Annotated in this window: 14 protein-coding genes; all 14 read right to left on the reverse strand. The window is 59.9% G+C overall.

What is annotated here, in order from left to right; all coding sequences use genetic code 11:
- Positions 1–166 precede the first annotated feature (166 nt).
- Positions 167–676 carry a hypothetical protein gene (locus PSH90_RS26340; protein ID WP_252877119.1) on the reverse strand — a complete coding sequence of 170 codons (510 nt, stop codon included), beginning with the start codon at positions 674–676 and terminating at the stop codon, positions 167–169.
- Positions 666–3,701 (reverse strand): hypothetical protein, encoded by a 3,036-nt coding sequence (locus PSH90_RS26345; RefSeq protein WP_256807623.1) that lies wholly within the window; start codon positions 3,699–3,701, stop codon positions 666–668. Before PSH90_RS26345 ends, PSH90_RS26340 begins: the two co-directional genes overlap by 11 nt.
- Positions 3,702–3,717: 16 nt before the next feature.
- Positions 3,718–4,737 carry a tetratricopeptide repeat protein gene (locus PSH90_RS26350; RefSeq protein WP_256807621.1) on the reverse strand — a complete coding sequence of 340 codons (1,020 nt, stop codon included), beginning with the start codon at positions 4,735–4,737 and terminating at the stop codon, positions 3,718–3,720.
- 5 nt (positions 4,738–4,742) lie between these two features.
- Positions 4,743–6,779 (reverse strand): type VI secretion system tip protein VgrG, encoded by a 2,037-nt coding sequence (locus PSH90_RS26355; RefSeq protein ID WP_305381783.1) that lies wholly within the window; start codon positions 6,777–6,779, stop codon positions 4,743–4,745.
- A gap of 28 nt (positions 6,780–6,807) precedes the next feature.
- Positions 6,808–7,809: a serine/threonine-protein kinase gene (locus tag PSH90_RS26360; RefSeq protein WP_305381785.1), complete on the reverse strand. Its 1,002-nt coding sequence runs from the start codon at positions 7,807–7,809 to the stop codon at positions 6,808–6,810.
- Positions 7,806–8,534, reverse strand: coding sequence for a PP2C family serine/threonine-protein phosphatase (locus PSH90_RS26365; protein ID WP_041476618.1), 729 nt, complete (start codon positions 8,532–8,534; stop codon positions 7,806–7,808). Before PSH90_RS26365 ends, PSH90_RS26360 begins: the two co-directional genes overlap by 4 nt.
- Entirely contained in the window at positions 8,534–12,073 is a 3,540-nt protein-coding gene (gene tssM, locus PSH90_RS26370) for a type VI secretion system membrane subunit TssM (RefSeq protein WP_305381787.1), read from the reverse strand. Before tssM ends, PSH90_RS26365 begins: the two co-directional genes overlap by 1 nt.
- A 14-nt stretch (positions 12,074–12,087) precedes the next feature.
- Positions 12,088–12,963 carry a type IVB secretion system protein IcmH/DotU gene (icmH, locus tag PSH90_RS26375; protein WP_016772511.1) on the reverse strand — a complete coding sequence of 292 codons (876 nt, stop codon included), beginning with the start codon at positions 12,961–12,963 and terminating at the stop codon, positions 12,088–12,090.
- Between the two features lie 5 nt (positions 12,964–12,968).
- Complete coding sequence (gene tssK, locus PSH90_RS26380; protein ID WP_016772510.1) at positions 12,969–14,300, reverse strand: type VI secretion system baseplate subunit TssK; 1,332 nt, start codon at positions 14,298–14,300, stop codon at positions 12,969–12,971.
- A 2-nt stretch (positions 14,301–14,302) separates the two neighbouring features.
- The gene (gene tssJ, locus PSH90_RS26385; protein WP_016772509.1) at positions 14,303–14,803 is read right to left on the reverse strand and encodes a type VI secretion system lipoprotein TssJ; all 501 of its coding nucleotides are present in this window, start codon (positions 14,801–14,803) and stop codon (positions 14,303–14,305) included.
- 5 nt (positions 14,804–14,808) lie between these two features.
- Positions 14,809–16,005 (reverse strand): type VI secretion system-associated FHA domain protein TagH, encoded by a 1,197-nt coding sequence (gene tagH, locus PSH90_RS26390; RefSeq protein ID WP_016772508.1) that lies wholly within the window; start codon positions 16,003–16,005, stop codon positions 14,809–14,811.
- A gap of 18 nt (positions 16,006–16,023) precedes the next feature.
- Positions 16,024–16,164, reverse strand: a complete 141-nt coding sequence (locus tag PSH90_RS26395) for a hypothetical protein (protein WP_003229566.1) — start codon at positions 16,162–16,164, stop codon at positions 16,024–16,026.
- A gap of 297 nt (positions 16,165–16,461) precedes the next feature.
- Complete coding sequence (locus tag PSH90_RS26400) at positions 16,462–17,982, reverse strand: sigma-54-dependent Fis family transcriptional regulator (RefSeq protein WP_150637159.1); 1,521 nt, start codon at positions 17,980–17,982, stop codon at positions 16,462–16,464.
- Positions 17,983–17,992: 10 nt separating this feature from the next.
- Positions 17,993–20,650 (reverse strand): type VI secretion system ATPase TssH, encoded by a 2,658-nt coding sequence (tssH, locus tag PSH90_RS26405; protein WP_150637161.1) that lies wholly within the window; start codon positions 20,648–20,650, stop codon positions 17,993–17,995.
- Positions 20,651–20,654: the final 4 nt, after the last annotated feature.

Consider the following 20,654-nt stretch of genomic DNA (forward strand, 5'->3'; position numbering starts at 1 on the left):
CGCCCTACTCCCACCTGCGCCCGGAATCCCAGGAGTGCAAACGGGTCGTTGCAACATCAGGGATAGTCGATGGCGACAACGCAGGAAATGAACACGCTGGAGAAAGGGGAGGTGCGGACTTAGCCAGAGGCACATCCGTCACCTTTCCCCTTGGAATAAACCAAATTTACTGATCGACAAGTTCGATCAGAGTGAGCTTCTTGCCATCGAACTCGTAGAAGCGCTGCCGGTTACCCTCCTCGAGATCGTTACCCTCTACATCCACTTCCGGATCGGCCGCTACACCCATAATTTCGAGCAATTTGCTGTCTGGCTTGTAGACGGCCGCGTAGGGTGCGGTACCGTCATTTCCGATGATGTAATAAGCATTAGGAAAGGACGTAACAACCTCCCCCGTTTTCACGTCAAGAATTTCGCCACAGATAGACCCGCCGCCACAGCCGTTTGCGTAAACAACATAATGGCCCGCAAAATTTACGGGTTGCTTGATGGCTTTCTTGCGCCCCTCAGCCCAGCTTTTATTTTCATCACTGGCAACAGCGTCGTGATGTTGGCCCTTAAAAATTTCGTCGACTTTATAGTTTTCGAACCGCGGCACATCGGCCTTGGCAAAACACGAGAAGAGAAAAAGCGCGCCCAGCCAAAACAAGCGGGACGCTGATAACTTACTTGCCATTGTTTTTTGACTCCTCGAGAACACGAACCATGTCAGCCGGCAAAATGTGAGCGGTATTGAGACCGTCGCCCGCATAATACGACTGTCCCTCAAAGCTTGCGACCCTCGCGAGCATCACCGGTTTGCCGTCTTTCATTTCGATGTTTCCGTGCTCATCTTTCTTCGGCACCGGGCTAATGGTCTTGCCCTTTCTTACACCTGCCGAGGCGAATTCCAAGGCCCAGGCATAGGCAGCTTTTTCGACGTCGCCATCGCCTTCCAGATACTGGATGAATGCCTTGCGCTTAACTTTTATCAAGTATTCCTCAAAAATCTTATCCTGAGTCTCTTCGTCAAATTTAAGCGTGGAAGCAAGTTCGAGCTTTTTCACAGCACCATTTATCGTGTCAGGAACCATTTGATAGCGACCCGCCGCAAAAATATCCCGGTCCTTCTGTTTCTGCTGTAGTTCAGCGATGGTCAACGTAGTCAAATCAGTTTTATAAAACGCTTTCAGTCCACCCTTGGTCCTATTGTAAGCAGTGTAATCATTATTCGACTCAACGCTCGCGAGCAAATTGGCAAACGCACTGTGCGCCCAACCTTTTCCAGGCACGGCAAACTTCATGAAATTATTGACGAACGCAATCGGGTGAAAATGATAGACCTGTTTCGGAAGAGGCATCTGTAACGCACCCGCCAGCTCATCCCAAAAAACAAGCTTGTCAATCCGCTCTTTTTCATGTTCCAGTAACTTTGGCGACTCAGCGAGCAATTGATCAAGGCGACTCCACTTGGGCTCGGAAGACTTCGCCTGCCACTCGGTGGGGTGGTAAGCAATCAACTTTGTCCATTTATCCCGGAACTCCACATTCTTCAATGCCGAGTTCAAGTCCGCGGAGGTAACTTCACCATCTTTGTCACCCAAAGCGTCGAGTTTCGCATGGAGCTCCTTGAAAAAAGGCGGCATCGAGTCCGGATCAAGAAAACCATCTGAATTCTCATCGCCCTCTTTGACAACTGCATATCCCAACTTTGCCCAATCATGTTGAGATATCAACTGAGCACCTGCAGACGTAAAGGTAACATCTGCCTTTTTGATCAGGCCCGTCAGCTTTTTATCTTTCTCTGTAACGGTCGGCTCATACCACTCAACCCCTTTTGAGTCCTTGAACACAGAGACCGATCCCATAGGAACTATATGTTTGGACTCAAGGGTCGCAGGCTGTCCCGTGGTCGCCTTACTGGCAAGTACCGTGCCCGCCGGCAGATTCAGGTAACTCATGCCAATTTTCAGGGCAGCTTCATTCTGCAAGAATTTATCGAGGCCGGTATCACTGGTGAATATCTCAATATGAGCGTGATATTTGCTAGAGATTGAACCCTCAACTTTCCCGAGGTTCTCCTGCAAGCCTAAAAACCCTATTGGATGGCCTGCTTTTATCGCTGCTTCGCAAGCAATTACCTTATCGAATTCGGCAGGTGTGACTTCGGCCCACGTGACCATCCGACCGTTACCGATATCTTCGACGCTCGCCCAGAATGTTGACGGAACCGTTCCTGCGCCTCTCAAACCGCCAGACAGGCAGGTGCACTCAGCCATCCGAACCAGAGAACTTCCAACCTTCAGATTAAATACTTTGGTGCCGTCGAATTTAATTTCACTGTTCAAACAAAGGGCCATTTCTCCCAGCGGTTCACCAGCACTTTCACCGTTAGCAACAGCTTTGGGCGCTGCGAACAACGGCAATCCGTTCGGGGCGCTGACACGAGCCTTAACCAGCCCCTTCCAATAGCCTGGCCGGGTTCGTTCCGGCGGTAATATTGCGCTCCAGATCGCGGTGTCTTTTTTATTCTTGACTGCCACACCATCTTTCTTATAAGCAAACCAGGATTCTTCCCCTAATTTCCTGTTAGGCACCTTGCCACTTAACAACTTACCTCGGGCGTAAGTGATACCGTTGCTGGCAAGCTTTTCTTCTAGAACTTCAAAGACAGAGCCCGCAGAAATCAGCCCATACTTCACGCATTCCGGACCTTCCTCAGAATCACTGCGGGCAGTAAAATCTCCCACCGTGAACTTTATCTTCGGCTTACCCAACTCCTCCTCTGTAGGCAAGTAGCCTTTATAGGGCATCAAGTGCATATAAAGACTGAAAAATACCAGCTTATTTTGTTTCCCTTTGTTCGGGCCTTCTTCCGGGTTAGCGGGCGACTTGTAGTCATGCCGAACCAGGCAGAAAGAATTAGAGTATTTAAGCTTGGCCGGTTTATCTCCAGCGTACTCCGACTGTAAATAATCTTCGTTGAGGCGATAGGCTACAACCACACCATCCGCCATGCATCGTACGGGCTCGTCTTTCACACAGTAGGATGCACTGGCATTGCTAATATGAATGCCACCGTGCCAAAAGTTATAGCTACCCAAAAGGTATTGACCTGAGGTCTCATTTTCGATGGCGGTATACAGTTCATTGGCACTGTCGAACTGTTTCCCATCAGCCTTTCTTATGGGGAATTGAAAGTTTAGAACAGGCTCCGGTCCAGCAGGCGTTGGTGCAGGAGCGGGGGCAGGGGCCGGTTGTTCCGCTGCGCCGGTTCTATACTCTTCTTTAGCCCTGAGAAATTTTGTAGGAATGGGCCAGTAGAAGGCCGGATCTTTAGTGCCAAAGTAAGTAAATGACGGCCCTTTCCTCGTCTGCGCGCCGAAGAACTTGCCTGCAGTACCGGTAGGATTAACGTCAACAACAATACCGGTATGAAATAACTTATCTCCACCACCCAGCGGATCTTCATTAATCCAAAGAGCGATATCGCCTTTCTTGACGTCGGGTGGCACCACGGTTGTGTAGTAAGTGGAGTCCACCATTACACGTGTGTCTTGATACGGGATTTTATAGCCAGCCCCCGTTAGCAACAAATTAACCATGTGCGAGCAGTCGATTAACTTATTACCGGCCGCATTTGTTTTTATGCCATCGCCGCCCATCTTGTACACGTAGCCACGGTTTTCGTAATTACCCGTTAAATCTAATGGTTCTGTCATTTCTGCATCCTGCAAATCAATAGCAATGGCTGGATTCTGTGGCGTCAGCGGTTTGCGATTTCAATCTGGTTAAATTACTCAGGGCGGTGGCATTTCCTTTACTGGCGGCCAAGCGATAGCAATCCAGTGCTCTGGAGGCATCCTTGGTTACCAATCTACCGGTCTCGAATGTATCACCCAGTTTATTTTGAGCATCGGAAGAGCCCATCGATGCGGCGCGAATCAATTCCCTTTCTGCTTCTTCAGGATGCTGACAAGGGCCCTCGGGGTCTGTGTCATTGCCATAACAATAGAATGTGGACAATGCAGAAGCTCCGCTTGCCAGAGTAGTAGCGGCGGCCTTGAACAGGGCTTCGACCTTCTCTGTTTCCAATTGCGATGCCATTCCGGAAAGGCTCAGACTGGCAGCACTGAGACTTGCCTGAGGATCGCCGGAAGCTGCTGCACACAGGTAGTTTTCCAATGCTGCTTCAAAGAGTTCTCCCGTCAGGGAGTATTTGTCCAGGCCACCAAGGCGTCCGTAAGTTCGCGCACGCTGATAGCAAAAGTTCTCGGCGGTACTCAGGGTCGGCGTGGTCCCTTCAACAAGGTCTTTATCATTGATCGACCAGTTCTCGACGCCCTCGAGTACCCAGCATGCCTGACGAGAAAAATTGAAAATCTTGATGTTGCTGTTACCCGCTCGCTTGTCCACAACGTTGACGTGACTGTCGTCGATTATTTCGACTTCAACCCCGTCTGTCTTGTCTGTGGCTAAAGGTGCCATCAGCGGAAACGCCAATGTGGAGCTGTTGATCTCCGCCGTTTGCGGCTCAAGAGTCCGCCCCTCTCCTTCGGGTTTCAACACCAGCGACTTCACCGTCATCGCAGTCAAACGCTGCTGGGTTTCAGCATTCGCAGAAAACGCCGGCAGAAACTGGGAAAAATCCTCGGACGGGCATTCATCCGCATAAGCGCTGCCATGAAACAGGCTCAACAGCGACGCGGTGAAAACCGCTATCGCGATGCCATTGCTCTTCTTCAAAACACGATTCATGTCGATCACTCGGAAAACACAAAAAAAGCCTTCGGTTTAACTTTCTCAGGCGGTGCATTCAACAACGCCTGATCCATCAAACTCCCCGCCTTATCCTTATCCGCCGCCCCCGGCAGCACCGGCGGTTTAATCCCGATGCCAGTCCCCGATCCCGCAGAACCACCCGCATTGATCTTGATCACCGGCCCAACCACCGTGACCCCACCGCCATCCAGCTTGATAAAGCTCCCACCCCCAAGAATGGTCAGCTCTGTCCCCGCCTCAATAACGATCTTGTCCCCAGCCTTGAGGTGAATCTCTTTCCCCACGCTGGTCAGCTGCGCCGTGCCCAACTTCACATGCTGGTTCCGCCCAACCGTCAGGTGATCATCCAGCTTCGCTTCAATCTTGCGGTCAGAGATCGTGGTGCGGTGCTCTTCAGCCTTCAGCTCGGTGTAGGTGTTCTTAACCACCGTGTCATGACGTTCATTACCGACGCGAATCTTCTGGTCATGCTCAACGTTCTCATCCCAATCGCGCTGGGCGTGGATGTAGATCTGCTCGGCACCTTTCTTGTCTTCGATGCGCAGTTCGTTGTACCCACCACCACCCGGCGAGCTAAGCGTTTTGAACACGCTGCGAGTCTTGTTCGCCGGCAGTGCATACGGCACCGGGTTTTCCTTGTGGTACAGGCAGCCGGTCACCAGCGGTTGGTCGGGGTCGCCTTCGAGGAAGGTGACGAGGACTTCCATGCCGATGCGCGGGATGCTGATGGCGCCGTAGCGGTCGCCGGCCCAGGAGCTGGAGACGCGTAGCCAGCAGCTGGTTTTGTCGTCGGCCAAGCCTTCGCGGTCCCAGTGGAATTGCACTTTGATGCGGCCGTATTGGTCGCAGTGGATTTCTTCGCCTTTTGGGCCGGTGACCATGGCGGTCTGGCTGCCGAGCACGCGCGGTTTCGGGTGTTCGAGGGCCGGGCGGTAGAACACGTCCCACGGGGTGGCGAGGAATCGGTTGCGGTAGCCCTGGTGGAAGTCATCTTTTTCGTCGGTGGTGTCGCTGGTCACGCCTTCTTCGAGGACTTGCGGTTGTTTGCCTTCGTGGAAGATTTCGGTGAGCAGCCAGAGGTCGTTCCACTCGCTGCGCGGGTGGTCGGACATTTCCATGAAGTGGCCGCTGACCAGTTTGGTCTGGTCGCCGCGACCTTCGGCCTGGCGGTAGTCGGCGCGGTGGCGTTCGAGGGCGCGCTGGCTGAGGAACTTGCCTCGGGCGCGGTCGATGAAGCGGCCGGGGTAGTCGTAGTCTTCGAGATCCGGTTCAGTGCTGTCGCCGTCCGGTTTGTAGGCCGCTTCCATTCGCAGGCGCGGTTTTTCGAAGTCGTAGTCGCGGCGCGTGGTGCGGGTGGTGCGGGTTTCCAGGCGCAGTTTGAAGGCTTTGATCACCGGCTCGTCGGCGACCATACCGCTGCCCTGCACATAAGCAGTTGGCTGCCCAAGGTTCTGGAACACGGTCTGGTCGTCGCCGAACACCAGCAGGTGGGCCTTTTCGCTGTGCTGGAAGTGGTAGTGAATGCCTTCCTCTTCGCACAGGCGCTGAACGAAATGCAGGTCGGTTTCGTCGTACTGCACGCAGTAGTCGCGATCCGGGCACGGCTGGCTGAGCTGGAAGCTGTAGGCGTTGCTCTTGATGCCGTGCTCTTCGAGGATCAGCGCGATGATTTTCGGCGCCGACATCTGCTGGTAGATACGCTGGTTGGTGCGGTGATGCAGGTATTGCAGTTGCGGCACGATCGAGACTTTGTAGCGGGTCAGGCGCTTGCCGGCATCGCCCTGGGCGACGCGGTAGATCTGCCCGTGAATGCCCGAGCCCTGTGGATCGAACGCGAGAAACGCCTGCTTGTGCAGCAGTTGTTCGAGATCCAGGTCGGGGTTTTCGCTGACCAGTTCGAGGTCGAAGCGATACGCCTGGCTGATGCCTTCGGTGCCGGTGAACGACAGCACTTGCAGGTCGCCGACGTAGTCTTCGACCTTGAGGCTGAAGTGGGTTTCGTTAGCTGAGTTGAACATCGTGTGCTCCCTGTTCGAATGTCATCCGTTACGCCCGAAGTCGCAGACGTTGCAGCCAGGACGAAGTGGCGCCCAAGGCGTCACGCAATTGTCGGGCAGTGATGGTGCGTTCTGCCGGGTTGAAGCTCAGCGCGGTTCGCAGCGCGTGCCAGCCGTGCTGGGGTAGATTCGCTGGGGCGCGCAGTTCGCGCTCCAGATGCTCGTCGCGGGCCTGGGTCGAGGGTAAGCGGCGGAACGGGTGTTTGCCGCCCGCCAGTTCATAGATCACGCAGGCCACGCCGTACACGTCCGCGCTGGCCGACAACGGTTGGCCCTCAAGCAGTTCGGGGGCGGCGTAGCCTGGGGTCCAGGCGTTGAAGCGCTCGCGGCTCAGGTGCGGCAGACCGGGCAAGGTGCCCTCCTCTGCCTGTCCCAGACCGAAGTCGAACAGGCGCAGGCCGTCTTCGCTGAGCATGACGTTGCTCGGTTTCAGATCACCGTGCAGCACGCCGCGACGGTGGGCGTAGGCCAGCGTGTCGAGCAGCGGCAGGACGATGTCGCGCAATTCTTGCCACGGCAGGCCGAGGGGCCGCTCGCAGAGCAATTTGTCCAGGGTCAGGCCACGCATGTATTCCATGGTGATGAAGGCCCGTTGGCAGTCGGTGTCGACTTCAAAGGTGTGCGCACGTACGACGTTGTCGTGGCGCAGACGCCGGGTCAGGGCGAACTCGCTGTAGAGCAAGGCACTGGCATCCGGCGATTCGGCAAATTCTTCGCTGAGGATTTTCAGCGCGATGTAAGGATCGGGATCGCCGAACTGTTCGTGCAGCAGATCCCGCGCCCGGTAAACGGCGCCCATGCCACCGGCCCCGAGCAGACGCTCGAGGTGGTAGCGACCGGCGAGTACATCCGGCAGTGCTCCGATGCTGGCCTTGGTCGGCGCCAGCAAAGGCTCTGCCTTGTTCTCCTTGGCGAAGGCGAAGTAGGTCAGGTTGTTGGCCTGTTCTTCGCTCATCAGCAAGTCATCGATGGGTGATTCGATTTTGGTCATTGGCGGATCACCACGGCTGTCAGGTTGTCCCGCGCAGCGCCACGCAGAGCGCCGTCGAACAAACGTTCCAGCGCCACGTGCGGCGCGCTGAGGCTGAGGGCGTTGCCGAGGGCATCGCTGCTCAGACCCTGATACAAACCATCGCTGCAGAGCAAAAACACATCGCCCGGATAGACCTCGAGTTCAAGCACATCCAGGGTCAGTGTGTCGGCGGCGCCGACGGCTCGGGTGAGTGCCTGAGCCGCCGGGTGCGCTGCCGCCTGTTCGACGCTCATTTGCTGCTCGTCGATCAATTGCTGTTGCAGCGAATGGTCCTTGGACAGCTGATACAGCCGCTGCCCGCGCCACATATAGCAACGGCTGTCGCCGGCCCAGATGCAGGCCGCGCGATTGCCTTCCACCAGCAGCGCGACGACGGTGCTGCCCATGATGCTGTCGTGACGCCCGGCAGTGACCGTCAACTCCTGCCCCAAGCGCCGGTTCAGCCAGTGCAGGCACTGGCGGATGGCTTTGAGGCGTTCGTCGAAGTCCTCGTGTTGCGGCAGCTCAGCCAGGCTGGCGACGATCAACTGGCTGGCGATGTCGCCCCCCTGATGACCGCCCATGCCGTCCGCGACCACCCACAGCCCATGCTGCGGCGAGTCGAGGAAGGCATCTTCGTTGCGCGCCCGCACCTTGCCCGGGTCGGTACGCGCCGCGCTGCGCCAGGGACTGGCCACCAGCATCAGAGCTGCACCGGCATACGGAAGGTGCGCAGCACGCCCATGTCGAACGGGTTCGGCGTGCGCTGGCTGGTCAGCAGGTAGTTGGCGCGCAGGCCGCCCACGTCGGCTTTCAGTACCAGCACGTCGCGACCGTTCAGGTACTCGGTCTGCATCAGGTCGAACAGACGGAACAGCGACCATGGGCCGGAGTTCTTCTCGATCCCGATCGGACGCCCGGCCATCTTGTCCATGACCAGGCTGGTGCGACCGTCTTCAGCATCGGTCGGCCACTTGAAGGTCATTGGCAGGATCGGGCCGTGACGGTATTCCATGGTCTTGTCACCGAACTTGAATTCGGAGCGGCTGACCGCCGGATCGAGGGTGTAGGGCTCAAGCTTGAACTGCACGGTCGGCTCGGCCGGGTTGATCGAGAAGAAGCTCTGGCGAATGGTCTGCGCCGCCGCCATCTGATCGAGGTAGACCTTCGATACCGGCAGGCTGTGACCGTCGACGCTGCGCATGCGGTAGTTGCCCGGATCGCCGCTGACGAATGGACGCATGTAGCTGTCGAAGAAACGGTCGACGGTACCCTGAGCGCGGAAGAACTCGCGGAAGTCGCTGATCGCCACGTCGCTGGTGCTGCTGGCGCTGAACGGATAACGCTTGCTGATGGTTTTGCCATACACGCTGTACAGCTCGTTCTGATAACGGCCGTTCAGGTATTGATAGGCATCGTTGAGCACCAGACGCCACGAGTCCTCGGCCAGCACGTTGAACCACACGCTCAGCGGACGCGGCAGACGACCGGAGGCATTGCGCAGGTTGGTCAGCGCATCACGCTGGCCGCTCATGCGCGTCTTGGCCATCTCGAACGCGGCTTGCTCCGGCGTGCTGGAACGGGCCAGACCGGCCAGTTGCAGTTGCAGGTCGTTGAGCGCGCTGAACGCTGGCGTCAGGTCAGCGCCCGGGCCGTTGTTGTCGTCGAGCAGACGATGCAGCGGTTCGAAGCGGCGTTGCAGGGATTTCTTCGCGGTGTCCGGCAGGTTCTTCGCCACGTTCAGCGCCGAAGCCTTGTCGGCGGCAGCGGCGGCGAGTTTGCCGACCTTGCCCAGTTTGCCTTTCTGTCCGGCCAGCGCATCGGCAGCTTCGCCGGCTTCATCGACCGGATCAGCCGCGGCTTCGAAGCGGGTGTTTTCACGCACTTCGGTGAGCAGCGCGAGGACCGGCGAGTTGGCCGAAGTCAGGCCCGCCAGTTGCTCGGCGCCTTCGCCAGCGTCGCTGATCGGTGGCAGTGCGACCTGGCCGACGGCTTCGCTCCAGTAGTTGGCGTAGTCGCGGAAGTACAGCTGCTCAAGCTCGACCATCAGGCGACGCAAATCCATGTCGCTGATGCCCGCGCCTTCGCCCAGCACCCAGTTGTCACGCAGGATGTCGGTGACCAGCGCCGCGCCCTGCACCGAGAAATACTGCTGATAACCCTGCTGGGTGTAGAAACCCGGGATCACGTATTCAGTGCCGATGAACAACGAACCTTGCGGGCCGAGGTGCTGGCTGAAGCGGTAGTCCGGCAGGTTGCGCGCCTGCTCGCGGAGCATGCGGTAAACCACGTTGGCCAACGATTCGCTGCGCAGGACCTGACGCGCCTGCGTCACCAGTTGATCGTTCAGCGGGTAGATGAACGGCTGCTTGAGCAAGCGCTCAAGGTGCGTGTTCAGACCATTCTGCACCGCAGTGTTACCGGTGTAGCGCTGCGACCAGTCAGTGGCGACCCAGTCCTTGAGCCACGCCGCGTCGCGACGATCCTTCATGTTCAGCATCAGGTACGCGCGCAGGCTGTTGAGCAGGCGATCGCGGTCCTTCATGTTGGCGCGGATCTGCCCCTCGAGCATGGTCGCCACCCGTGGCAGCAACTGCGCTTCCAGCTCACGCTCGTAGGCGGTTTTCACCACCGGGTTGATCTCTTCGCCCTGATACAGGCCGCCACGCTCGTGGTACGACACGTCGCTCTTGTTCGGGAACACCTGGGTCGCGGCGTAGCTGGTGTCGAGGACTTTCAGCACGCCCATGGCGTCATCGCGCGGCGTCACGGCCGAGCGTTGCTGGGTCCAGTTCTGCGCCAGCGTGCGCAGGTTTTCCAGACGCTCGTAGTTGGCCGAGAAACCACCGGCCCAGAGCATGCCGAACAGTGCCAGTGCCGCCAGAGCGCCGACGTACAGCGCACGCTGGCCCCAATGAATGCGGCTGCGCTCGCGCTTGTCCAGACCGGCCAGATCGGCCTCGGGGAAAATCACTTGGCTGAGCAAGTGGTGGATGAATCGCGAACGACCGCTGCGCAGAGTCGGCAGCACGCCGGCGTTCATGCCCAGGCTGGCGCCGATGCCGGCGGTGGTCGTATCCATTTCCTGGGTCAGGTGCGGCGCGCTGGTCAGGTAGAAACCGCGCAGTTGCGTGGCGCGCTGATAGCGGTTGCCGGTGAACGCCATGTCGACGAACAGGCACAGGCGCTCGCCGATCTGCCCGAGCTGATGCGGGAAGTCGAGGATGCGGCCACGGCGCTGAGTGTCGCGCTCGGAGTGCATGCGCATGATCACTTGGCTGTTCAGGCGGCGCAGCAGCTCTTCGAACTCGTTGCGCAGGACCGTGACGTCGGTGCCGACCTGATCCTTGCGGAAACTGGTGCCGAGCACCTGATCGCTTTCTTCGCGGGTCAGTTGATCGAAGAACTCGTCGAAGCCGAGCAGCTTGTCAGCCTTGCTCAGGACCAAATACACCGGCACGTCGACGTGCAGTTTCTGATGCACATCCTGCAGACGGCTGCGCACCTGGCGTGCGAGGGTTTCGATGTCCTGCTCGCTGCCGCCGGTCAGGGTTTCCACCGGAATGGTCACCAGCACGCCGTTCAACGGACGACCGCGACGACGCTTGCGCAGCAGCTCCAGCAGTGTTGTCCAGGCGTTGCCGTCGACTTCGGCGTCCGGTTGAGTGGTGTAACGCCCGGCGGTGTCGATCAGTACACCGTGATCCGCGAAATACCAGTCGCAATGACGGGTGCCGAGGGTGTCGCGGGTCAGCTTGCGGTCGATCTTGTTGATCGGGAATTCCAGACCGGAAAAATCCAGCAGGCTGGTCTTGCCGGAGGCCTGCGGACCGATCAGCAGGTACCACGGCAAGTCACTGCGCCAGCGCTCGCTGCGACCGCGATACAGGCTCGACGTCTTCAGGGTTTTCAGCGCGTCCTTGAAACGCGCCTTCAACTCTTTCTGTTCTTCGTCGATCAGCTCTTCGCGGCGGATACGGTCCTGACCGTCCTCGCTTTCTTCCTCGGCTTTCTTGCGGATACCCGCGCGCCAGCTGACGAAGACCATGGTCAGGCCCCAGATCAGGAACAGCACGCTGATGGTCAGCAGGCGCGAGGTCGCGCTTTCCCAGAACTTGTAATCATCGACCGCCAACAACGGGCCGACGAACCACACCAGCAGCGCCACGAACAGCACCAGCAGCAGAGTCCAGACCCAGGTCTGGCGCAGGAAGGCGCCGACTTTCTTGAAAAACTTTTTCATCACACGTCCCTGTTTTACGGCTGCGCCTGCGGTTGCACCGCGGCTGGATCAAGCGGCTGATAAGGATGCAGAACGGTGTCGCGTTGTTCGCTCAGGACCCAGGCGAAGCCCGAATACATCACCACCAGACAGACCAGAGTAAAGAGCACCACCATCCACGCCGGCACGATGCGCACCAGGTTGCGGCGCTGATCGTTGAGGCCTTCCCAGTGCGGCGACAACTCGCGCGGCACGTCGCCACGCAACTGACGGATCTGCCGGTACAAGGCGTCGCGGATGCCTTCAAGCTCAAGCATGCCGCGCGCCTGCACGCGGTACTTGCCCTCGAAACCGAGGGACAGGCACAGGTACATCAGTTCGAGCATCGGCAGGTGCTTGACCGGGTTTTTCGACAGCCGATCGAGCAGCTGGAAAAACTTCTCGCCGCCGAAGGTTTCGTTGTGGAAGCTGCTCAGCAGGCTCATCTGCGACCACTCGCTTTCGTTGCCCCACGGCGTGGTCACGACGGCTTCGTCGACCACGGTGCAGAGCACGTAACGCGCGGCCATTACCTGGCTGCTTTCGGCGCCGTTGTGCAGGGCGCGTACTTCAAACAATTTCAGCCCGGCGGTCAGCCGCTCATTCAGCGCGTACAGGTCTTCGCGGGTCTCGCTGTGCTTGAGACGCACCACTTCCGAGAGCAGGTCGGACGAGGCCGCGACCAGCGAGTTGAGGCTGATGTTGAACGCCTCGGCCGGACGCAGGCGCGCGGCGTAGATCATGCGTTCTTCCAGTTGCTCGAAACGCGGCGGCGCGGCGAAGTCGGTCAGCGGACTCGATGCCGGTCCGTGGCCCTGACGGTCGAGCAGGACGGTTTTGTCGTCCTGGTTGTAATCCGTTTCCTTGATCATGTCGGTCAGTTCCTGATGGCCCAGAATTTCAGTTCAAGCTCGGCGAATTCGCCGGACACGTGGAACGCGAAACCGCCGGAGCGCTCGAGTTGTGCCAGGTCTTCGGAACTGAGTTCGAGGATGAAATAGGTTTTGTTCGAATGGAACGCGATCTGCCGTGGGGCCACCGGCAACGGTTTGACCTTGATCCCCGGCAAGTGCAGGTTGACCAGTTGGCGGATGCGCTCCACCGGGCCGACCTTGAGGTGCTGCGGCAAGCGCTGACGCAGTTCTTCGGAGTCGCAGTTGGCACTGGCTGCCAGCACGAACGAGGCCGAGCCGAGCAGTTTGTGGTCGTGCAACGGCGAGACGATGATGCCGTACTGACGCGCCTGCAGGATCAGTTCGATGGCGTGCTGTTCGAGCACCATCGACAGCACCTGACGGATCGCTTCCATCAGTTTGCGAAAGCTCGCGCCCTGATCGGCGTGGGAGTAGCGGCTGTCCAGACGCGGGCGTTTGCTCTCGCCGGAGAAGGTCGCCAGATCGCCGAGCATGGTCAGCAGCGTGCGATACAACTCTTCCGGGTGAACCTGCTCAAGACCGAGGTAATGGCGCAGCAGCAGTTCGGTACGGTTGATCAGTTGCAGCATCATGAAGTCGCCGACTTCAGCGCCGCCGACCTTGCCGTTGGAGCGAATCCGCTCGGCGATGGTGTCGCCACGGTGGCTGAGCATGCTGATGACTTCTTTCAGGCACGACAGCAGATAGCTGGAGGCGTGGGCCTGAATGTAGGTCGGGACGAAATCCGGGTCGAGGCTGATGACGCCGTCGGGCGTGGTGTCGAGCACGTCGCAGATTTTCAGCTTCACGTAGGCCTGATCGCTCTGCTGCTCGCCGAGCAACAGTTTGAAATCCGGGCGACCGCAGCTGACCTGACTGGCGGAATCGTCGCCGGCATTGGAGTCGGCGACTTCGGCGTCATACGCGGTGTAGCGCGCGAGCACGTCGGATTGCTCCGGGCGCCGGGCCTCGATGTGGTTGCCAGTGACCAGCGGCAGCGCCAGATAGATCGGCGTGTTGCCGGTGTTCGGCGGCACGTCCAGCGCCAGCGGCTCAGTGTTGCCACCAAGTTCGAACAGGCTGCCGTCCGGCAGAATCCCCGAGGCTTCACTGATCACCAGTTTGCCCATGTTGAGGAACTGCAAGTCGATTTCCAGATTGAGAAAACCCCAGGTGTAGCCACCGAGCAATTGCGTGCGGGTTTTCATCTGGTGATCGTAATAACGATCGTTGTGCTGGAAGTGCTGCGGTCGCAGCAGCATGCCTTCCTGCCAAATGACTTTATGGGTGTTCATGATCAGTCATCCGCCTTGGCGAGCACTTGTTGGGTGTTGCGGATACCGGCCTGATCGAGGGTCAGATCAGCCTCGGTGAGTTCCAGCGGAGTGATCTGCACGGTGTGCCGCCATTGCGTATCCGGCAGGTCGCGATAGGCAGCAAGGATGCCCACGTAACGGCTGCCCTCCTCCACGCTGAGTTTCAGTTCCACGGTTTCACCCGGGCGCAGTTCGAGTTCTTCGCTGGCCACCAGGTCCGGGTTGAGGGATTCCTTGGCGCGCTCGTAGAGGCTGAAGAAATCAGCGTTCTCGAAGGTCACCGGGTGCTTGAGTTCGAACAGGCGTACGACGATCGGCGACGGCCGCCCGTTGAGGTCCGGGTTGAGCTGATCGCTGCCGGTCAGTTTCAGATTGATCTTGGTCACTTTCGAGTACGGCGACAGCGACGAGCAACCGGCAAGCAGCACCAGCACGGTGAGCGCAGTCAGCGTCTTGAAAAAAGCGGTCGAGCGGCGAGACATGCGCATCATCCTTGGTGGTCGGTGTGGAGGGTGGAGATCAGGCGGATCTGTTCTTCGTAGGCCTGGGCGAAGTCGCGGGCCAGCAGACGCTCGCTCCAGTCATCGTCCTGACGCAGGGCCTGGTGATAGCGGCCGAACGCTCTCCAGCGCCCGCCCGACGTGGCGATCAACGGCTTGCTGTCGCGCTCGAAACGCAGGGTCAGTTGCTCCGGCGAGAAGTGCTCCAGGGTGCCACGCACAGCGGCGCGACTGGCGGTTAGCAGAGCCACTTGGTGCGCCTGCAAATCACGGAATGCGCGGGAGATCGCCTGCTCGGCCGGCAGATGGCCGGGCTTGCTTGGCTGCAACAGAATTTGCAGTGCTTCGCTCGGATCGACGGCGAATTTCAGCGGGTTCTTGTTGGTGCCCTGCACGGTGGTCTGGGCCAGACGCAGCTCGTTTTTCAGCTCGGAGCGGGTGCGCAGGCTCTGCTGCAAACCGCCGATGCTCTGGCGCAGCAGGCGCGCAGCGTTCAGCGCCAACGCTTCGCGTTCGTCGTGGCTGAGGCCTTTGACGTCGACGCCCAGCGCCGCGCCGAAGTGCTCCCAGAATCCTTCGCTCTGACGCTCGACGGCTTTCGGTGCAGGCGCCGGCTCAGGTTCGACCGGGGCGGCAATCAGCTCCGGGACCATCAGGCTTTCCATGTCGATGCGCGCGTAGTCGGCACGCTGACGGGAATCTTCCGGCTTGGCGGTAGGCGACAGCAGTTCGTCGATTTCCGAGTAGACGCGCTCTTGCTGTTCGAGGGCGTTGAGCGGGTCGAGGTCGAGGAACGCGTCGTCCGGAATGATGCTGCCAGCGGCGCGCGGGCGGCCGACTTCGCCGTCGAAGGTCGCCGGGTCACGGACCAGCCGCGCACGGATCTCGAAGTCGCCGAGAATGTAGGTGCTGCCGTGCTCGATGCGCACCGGCTCGCCCTTGTGCAGGCGCGCGCCGCTGCTGCCGTCCTGGACACCGTTGCTGCTGGTGTCGGTGAGGAAGAACGAGCCCTCGCGGTAGCTGACAATCGCGTGATGATTGGACAGGTGCCGCTTGCGGTCAGGGATGATCCAGTCGCAGTCCTCGCCGCGCCCGATCACGCCGCCGGCCTGCTTGAAGGTCCGCTGGCACAGCTCGGTGGGCACGAACTGCTTGGTGTTCAGCATTTCGAAAACCAATTCCATGTTTGATGCTCCTTGCGGTCACTTGCCGCGATTGACCGCTTGCGGATCACCCAACGGGCGATAGTCGTTGTCGTTGAATTTGTAATTGCCGCTACAGCCGCCAAGGCCGCATAGAACGACGAGGGTCAGCAGGACAGCGTGCCAGTGACGAACAGACATCAGAGGGTCTCCAGGTGTAGACAAAGCACAAAGCGCCGACCCTTGCGGGCGGCGCTGAAATAAGTTTTTGAGGTGGGCTCGAAGCCTCTAGATCGGGGCCTTGAGCCATAGCCTGGAGGTACGGCGACCTCCCGTGGCGAGGGGACTTGTCCCCGTTGGGGTGCGCAGCGCCCCCATAACCTGCCAGCGCGATTTCTCAGTGAAACCGTATGTACCGGACTGCGACTGCTGCGCAGCCGAACGGGGATAAATCCCCTCGCCACAGGGTATGTGTTGGGTTCGAAGAAGTGCTGTAGCTCAACCATCAAAGTCACCCAAATTGATATTCAGGCGCCCGAGGCGGTACAGCAACGTGCGCCGCGGCAGGCCCAGTTCGCGGGCGGCGAGGGTCTGGTTGCCGTCGTTCTTGCGCAGACAATCGAGGAGCAAAGTGCGCTCGACTTGCTCCAGGCGTTCGCGCAGATTCAGGCCGCTGTTGTCTTCGGGCATCGGTTCCAGACGCAGGGAAAAATGCTCGGCGAGCAACTCGCCGCCTTCGCACAGGAGCACCGCGCGCTCGACCAGTGCCTTGAGTTCGCGAACGTTGCCGGGGAAGGTGTAACCGCACAGATGCTCCAGCGCCGAGTCCGACCAGCGCACCGGATCACGCTGCAAAAACGTGCAGGTCTTCTCGGCGAAATGCCGGGCCAGATCGAGGATGTCGCCTTCGCGCTGACGCAGGGCCGGCAGCTCGATCGGGAATTGTGCGAGGCGGTAGTACAAGTCCTCGCGGAACTTGCCTTCGCTGACCAGTGCCGCCAGATCACGGTGCGTTGCGGCGATGATGCGCACGTCGATCTTGTGCGTGTCGTTGGAACCCAGCGGACGGATCTCGCCTTCCTGCAACACACGCAGAATCTTCGCTTGCAGCGACAACGGCATGTCGCCGATTTCATCGAGCAGCAACGTGCCGCCATTGGCCGCGTCGAACAGCCCTGCGCGATCTCGATCGGCGCCGGTGAAGGCGCCTTTGCGGTAGCCGAACAGTTCGCTTTCCAGCAGGTTTTCCGGGAACGCCGCGCAGTTCTGCACGATGAACGCCTGGGAGCGACGCGGGCCGCAATCGTGGATCGCCCGCGCCACCACCTCCTTGCCGGTGCCGGTCTCGCCACGCAACAGCACAGTGTACGGGCTGTGAAGAATCTTGCTGATCAGCGAATAGGTCTGGCGCATCGCCGCGCTTTTGCCGATCAGGCCGTAGCCGCTGATGCTCGGCACGCTGCGTGTGGCGGTGGCCGATTCGGCGGCTGGCTGACGCAGGCGTTGCAGCAGATGCAGTTGGCCGAGCACGAACGAGCCGAGCTGGCCGAGGGAATCGGCAAAACCCTGAAGGTCAGTACGCCGACGGCTGGCGCAGAGCAGCAAGCCCTCGACCGACTTGTGCTGATTGACCAGCGGCACGCACAACAGCGACTGCCACGGCGTGCTCGCCGCCGGTAGAAAACTGGTTTCGTGCAGGCTGCCGGTCAGGTCGTCGAGGCACACCACGCGGTTCTGGCACAGGGCGAATTGCAGCAGTTGCTCGCCGTTGTAATCCGCTGGCATGCTCGCCGCCTGACGCGGTTGCAGCGCACCGTCGAGGCACTCGGCGTTCATCCCCAGGCAAGTGTGGGTGGCATCGAGCAGATACAGCTGCGTCAATTCACAGCCGCTCAGCTCGGCCAACCCACGGACGAATTCACCCAGCAGCGCAGCACTGTCCGCCGCCCGCGACAGACTGGCGAACTGCGCCAGCAACGCTTCGGCATAGACCAGTGGCTGCGGCACCTGAGTGAACATCACGCCCACCTCAGACGAACTCGCAGGTCACGCTGGAGTTGCCGTCGAGCGTGGCATGCACACGCTTGAGGCTCTCGCCGGTCGCCATCGCATCAAGCAGACGATCGGCCACCAGCGGCAGCACGTGTTGATCGAGCAGATGATCGATCAGGCGCGCGCCGCTTTCGCTTTGCGTGCAGCGCTCGGACAGGTGATCGACGAGGTTCTGGCACCAGCTGAACTCCAGCTGACGGCGGTTCAGGCGCTCGCCGAGACGGCCGAGTTTGATCTCGATCAGCTCGCGCAGCACCGGGCCGCCCACCGGGTAGTACGGCACCACTTTCATCCGCGCCAGCAGCGCCGGTTTGAAGTGTTTGCTGAGTACCGGGCGAATGGTTTCTTCGAGCACTTCGGCGGTCGGCCGCGCGCCGTATTCGCAGAGTTCGCTGATCTTGTCGCTACCGAGGTTGGAGGTCATCAGGATCAACGTGTTGCGGAAGTCGATCTCGCGACCTTCGCCGTCGTTGGCCACGCCTTTGTCGAAGATTTGGTAGAACAGGTTGAGCACGTCCGGATCAGCCTTCTCGACTTCATCGAGCAACACCACCGAATACGGCTTCTGGCGCACGGCTTCGGTGAGCATGCCGCCCTCGCCGTAACCGACGTAGCCCGGTGGCGCACCAATCAGACGCGAGACGGTGTGCTTTTCCTGGAACTCGGACATGTTGATGGTGGTGATGAAGCGGTCGCCGCCGTACAGCAGGTCAGCCAGGGCCAGCGCGGTTTCAGTCTTGCCGACGCCGCTCGGGCCGACCAGCAGGAACACACCGACCGGTGCATCAGGCTTGTTCAGACCGGCAGCGGTTGCGCGCATCGAACGATCCAGCGCGTGCACGGCTTGCTCCTGACCACGGATGCGTGTGCGCAGGTCGGTGGCGAAACTGGCGACCTTGGCGTTGTGCTCGCGGGCCAGTTGCGCCAACGGCACGCCGGTCCAGGCGCTGATCACTTCGGCAACCAGACGCGGGCAGACTTCGAAGCTGACCAGGCGTTCTTTGACTTGCGCGGCAGTCAACGCGGCGTGGGTTTCATGCAGCTGAGCTTCCAGAGCTTCGACGCTCTGGCCTTCTTCGACTTCGGCGACCACAGTTTCAATCACGGTGCCTTCGGCGTCTTCTTCCACGCTGACGGTCGGCTCAACAGCTGCAGCCTCGCGGGCCTTGGCCAGTTGCTGACGCAGTTCCAGCAGACGCTCGGCGAGCTCTTTCTGCTCAGTCCACAGGGTCTCGAGCGCAACCATCTCGCTTTCGGCTTCGTCCAGCCGCGCTTCCAGCGCCTCCAGCGCTTCGTGGTCGATCAGCAGACCGGCCTCGGCATCGCGGCGCAGGGCCTGACGCTGGCGGCCGCCTTCAGCCAGTTCGCCACGCAGGCGCTCGAGGCTTTCCGGGGCCGCAGCGAGGCTGATGCGCACGCGGGCGCACGCGGTGTCGAGGACGTCTACAGCCTTGTCCGGCAGTTGCCGACCGGCCAGGTAACGCGCGGACAATTCAGCAGCGGACACCACCGCGTCATCGCGCAGGTAGATGCCGTGGCTCTTCTCGTAGACCTGAGCCAGACCACGCAGAATGGTCACCGCTTCGCTGACGGTCGGTTCGTGCAGTTGCACGGGCTGGAAGCGACGCGCCAGCGCCGGGTCTTTCTCGAAGTATTTCTTGTACTCGGCCCAGGTGGTGGCAGCGATGGTGCGCAGTTCGCCACGGGCCAGTGCCGGTTTCAGCAGGTTGGCCGCGTCGGAACCGCCGGCATTGCCGCCCGCGCCGATCAGGGTGTGAGCTTCGTCGATGAACAGAATGATCGGTTTTGGCGAGGCTTTGACCTCATCAATCACGCCTTTCAAACGACGCTCGAATTCACCTTTGACGCTGGCGCCGGCCTGCAACAGGCCCATGTCCAGCGAGAGTAATTCAACGCCTTTGAGCACCTGCGGCACTTCACCAGCAGCGATGCGCGAGGCGAGGCCTTCGACGATGGCGGTCTTACCGACACCGGCCTCACCGACGACGATCGGGTTGTTCTTGCGCCGACGGGCAAGGATGTCGACCATCTGGCGGATCGCGCCATCGCGGCAGAGCACCGGGTCGAGTTTGCCGTCGCGGGCCTGTTGGGTCAGGTTGTGGGTGAAGCGCTGCAACAGCGATTCGCCCTGTGCGGCCGGTTTGCCGTTGGCCGCCGGTTGCTCCTGTTGCGACAGGGCAAATTCTTTCAGGCGATCAATGTTCAGTTTGGCAAGCAGCGGTTGATAGCGGCTGCCGGCATAACGCATCGGGTTGCGCAGCAACGCCAGGATCAGCGCCGCGTCTTCGACCTGGGTCTGGCCCAGTTCGAGGTTGGCCACCAGCAGTGCGTCTTGCAGCCATTGCACCAGTTCCGGGGCGAACACCGGGTTGCGCGAAGCACTGTGCTCGACCCGCGACTGCAATGCAGCGGTCAGTTCACCGGCGTCGACGTCAGCATCTTGCAGCGCGCGCGACAGCAAGCCGTTCGGGCGCTCGAGCAAGCCCAGCAGCAAGTCTTCGACGAGGATCTTGCTGCCGCCACGGGCGACGCAACGCTCGGCCGAACGTTCCAGATCACGACGGGTTTCGGCGTCCAGCGCCTGGATGAGTTGTTGCAGGTCTACGTTGATCATGGCT

Origin of the sequence: Pseudomonas sp. FP1762 (genome assembly GCF_030687105.1) — a bacterium.
In the GTDB taxonomy this organism is placed as follows: domain Bacteria; phylum Pseudomonadota; class Gammaproteobacteria; order Pseudomonadales; family Pseudomonadaceae; genus Aquipseudomonas; species Aquipseudomonas siliginis.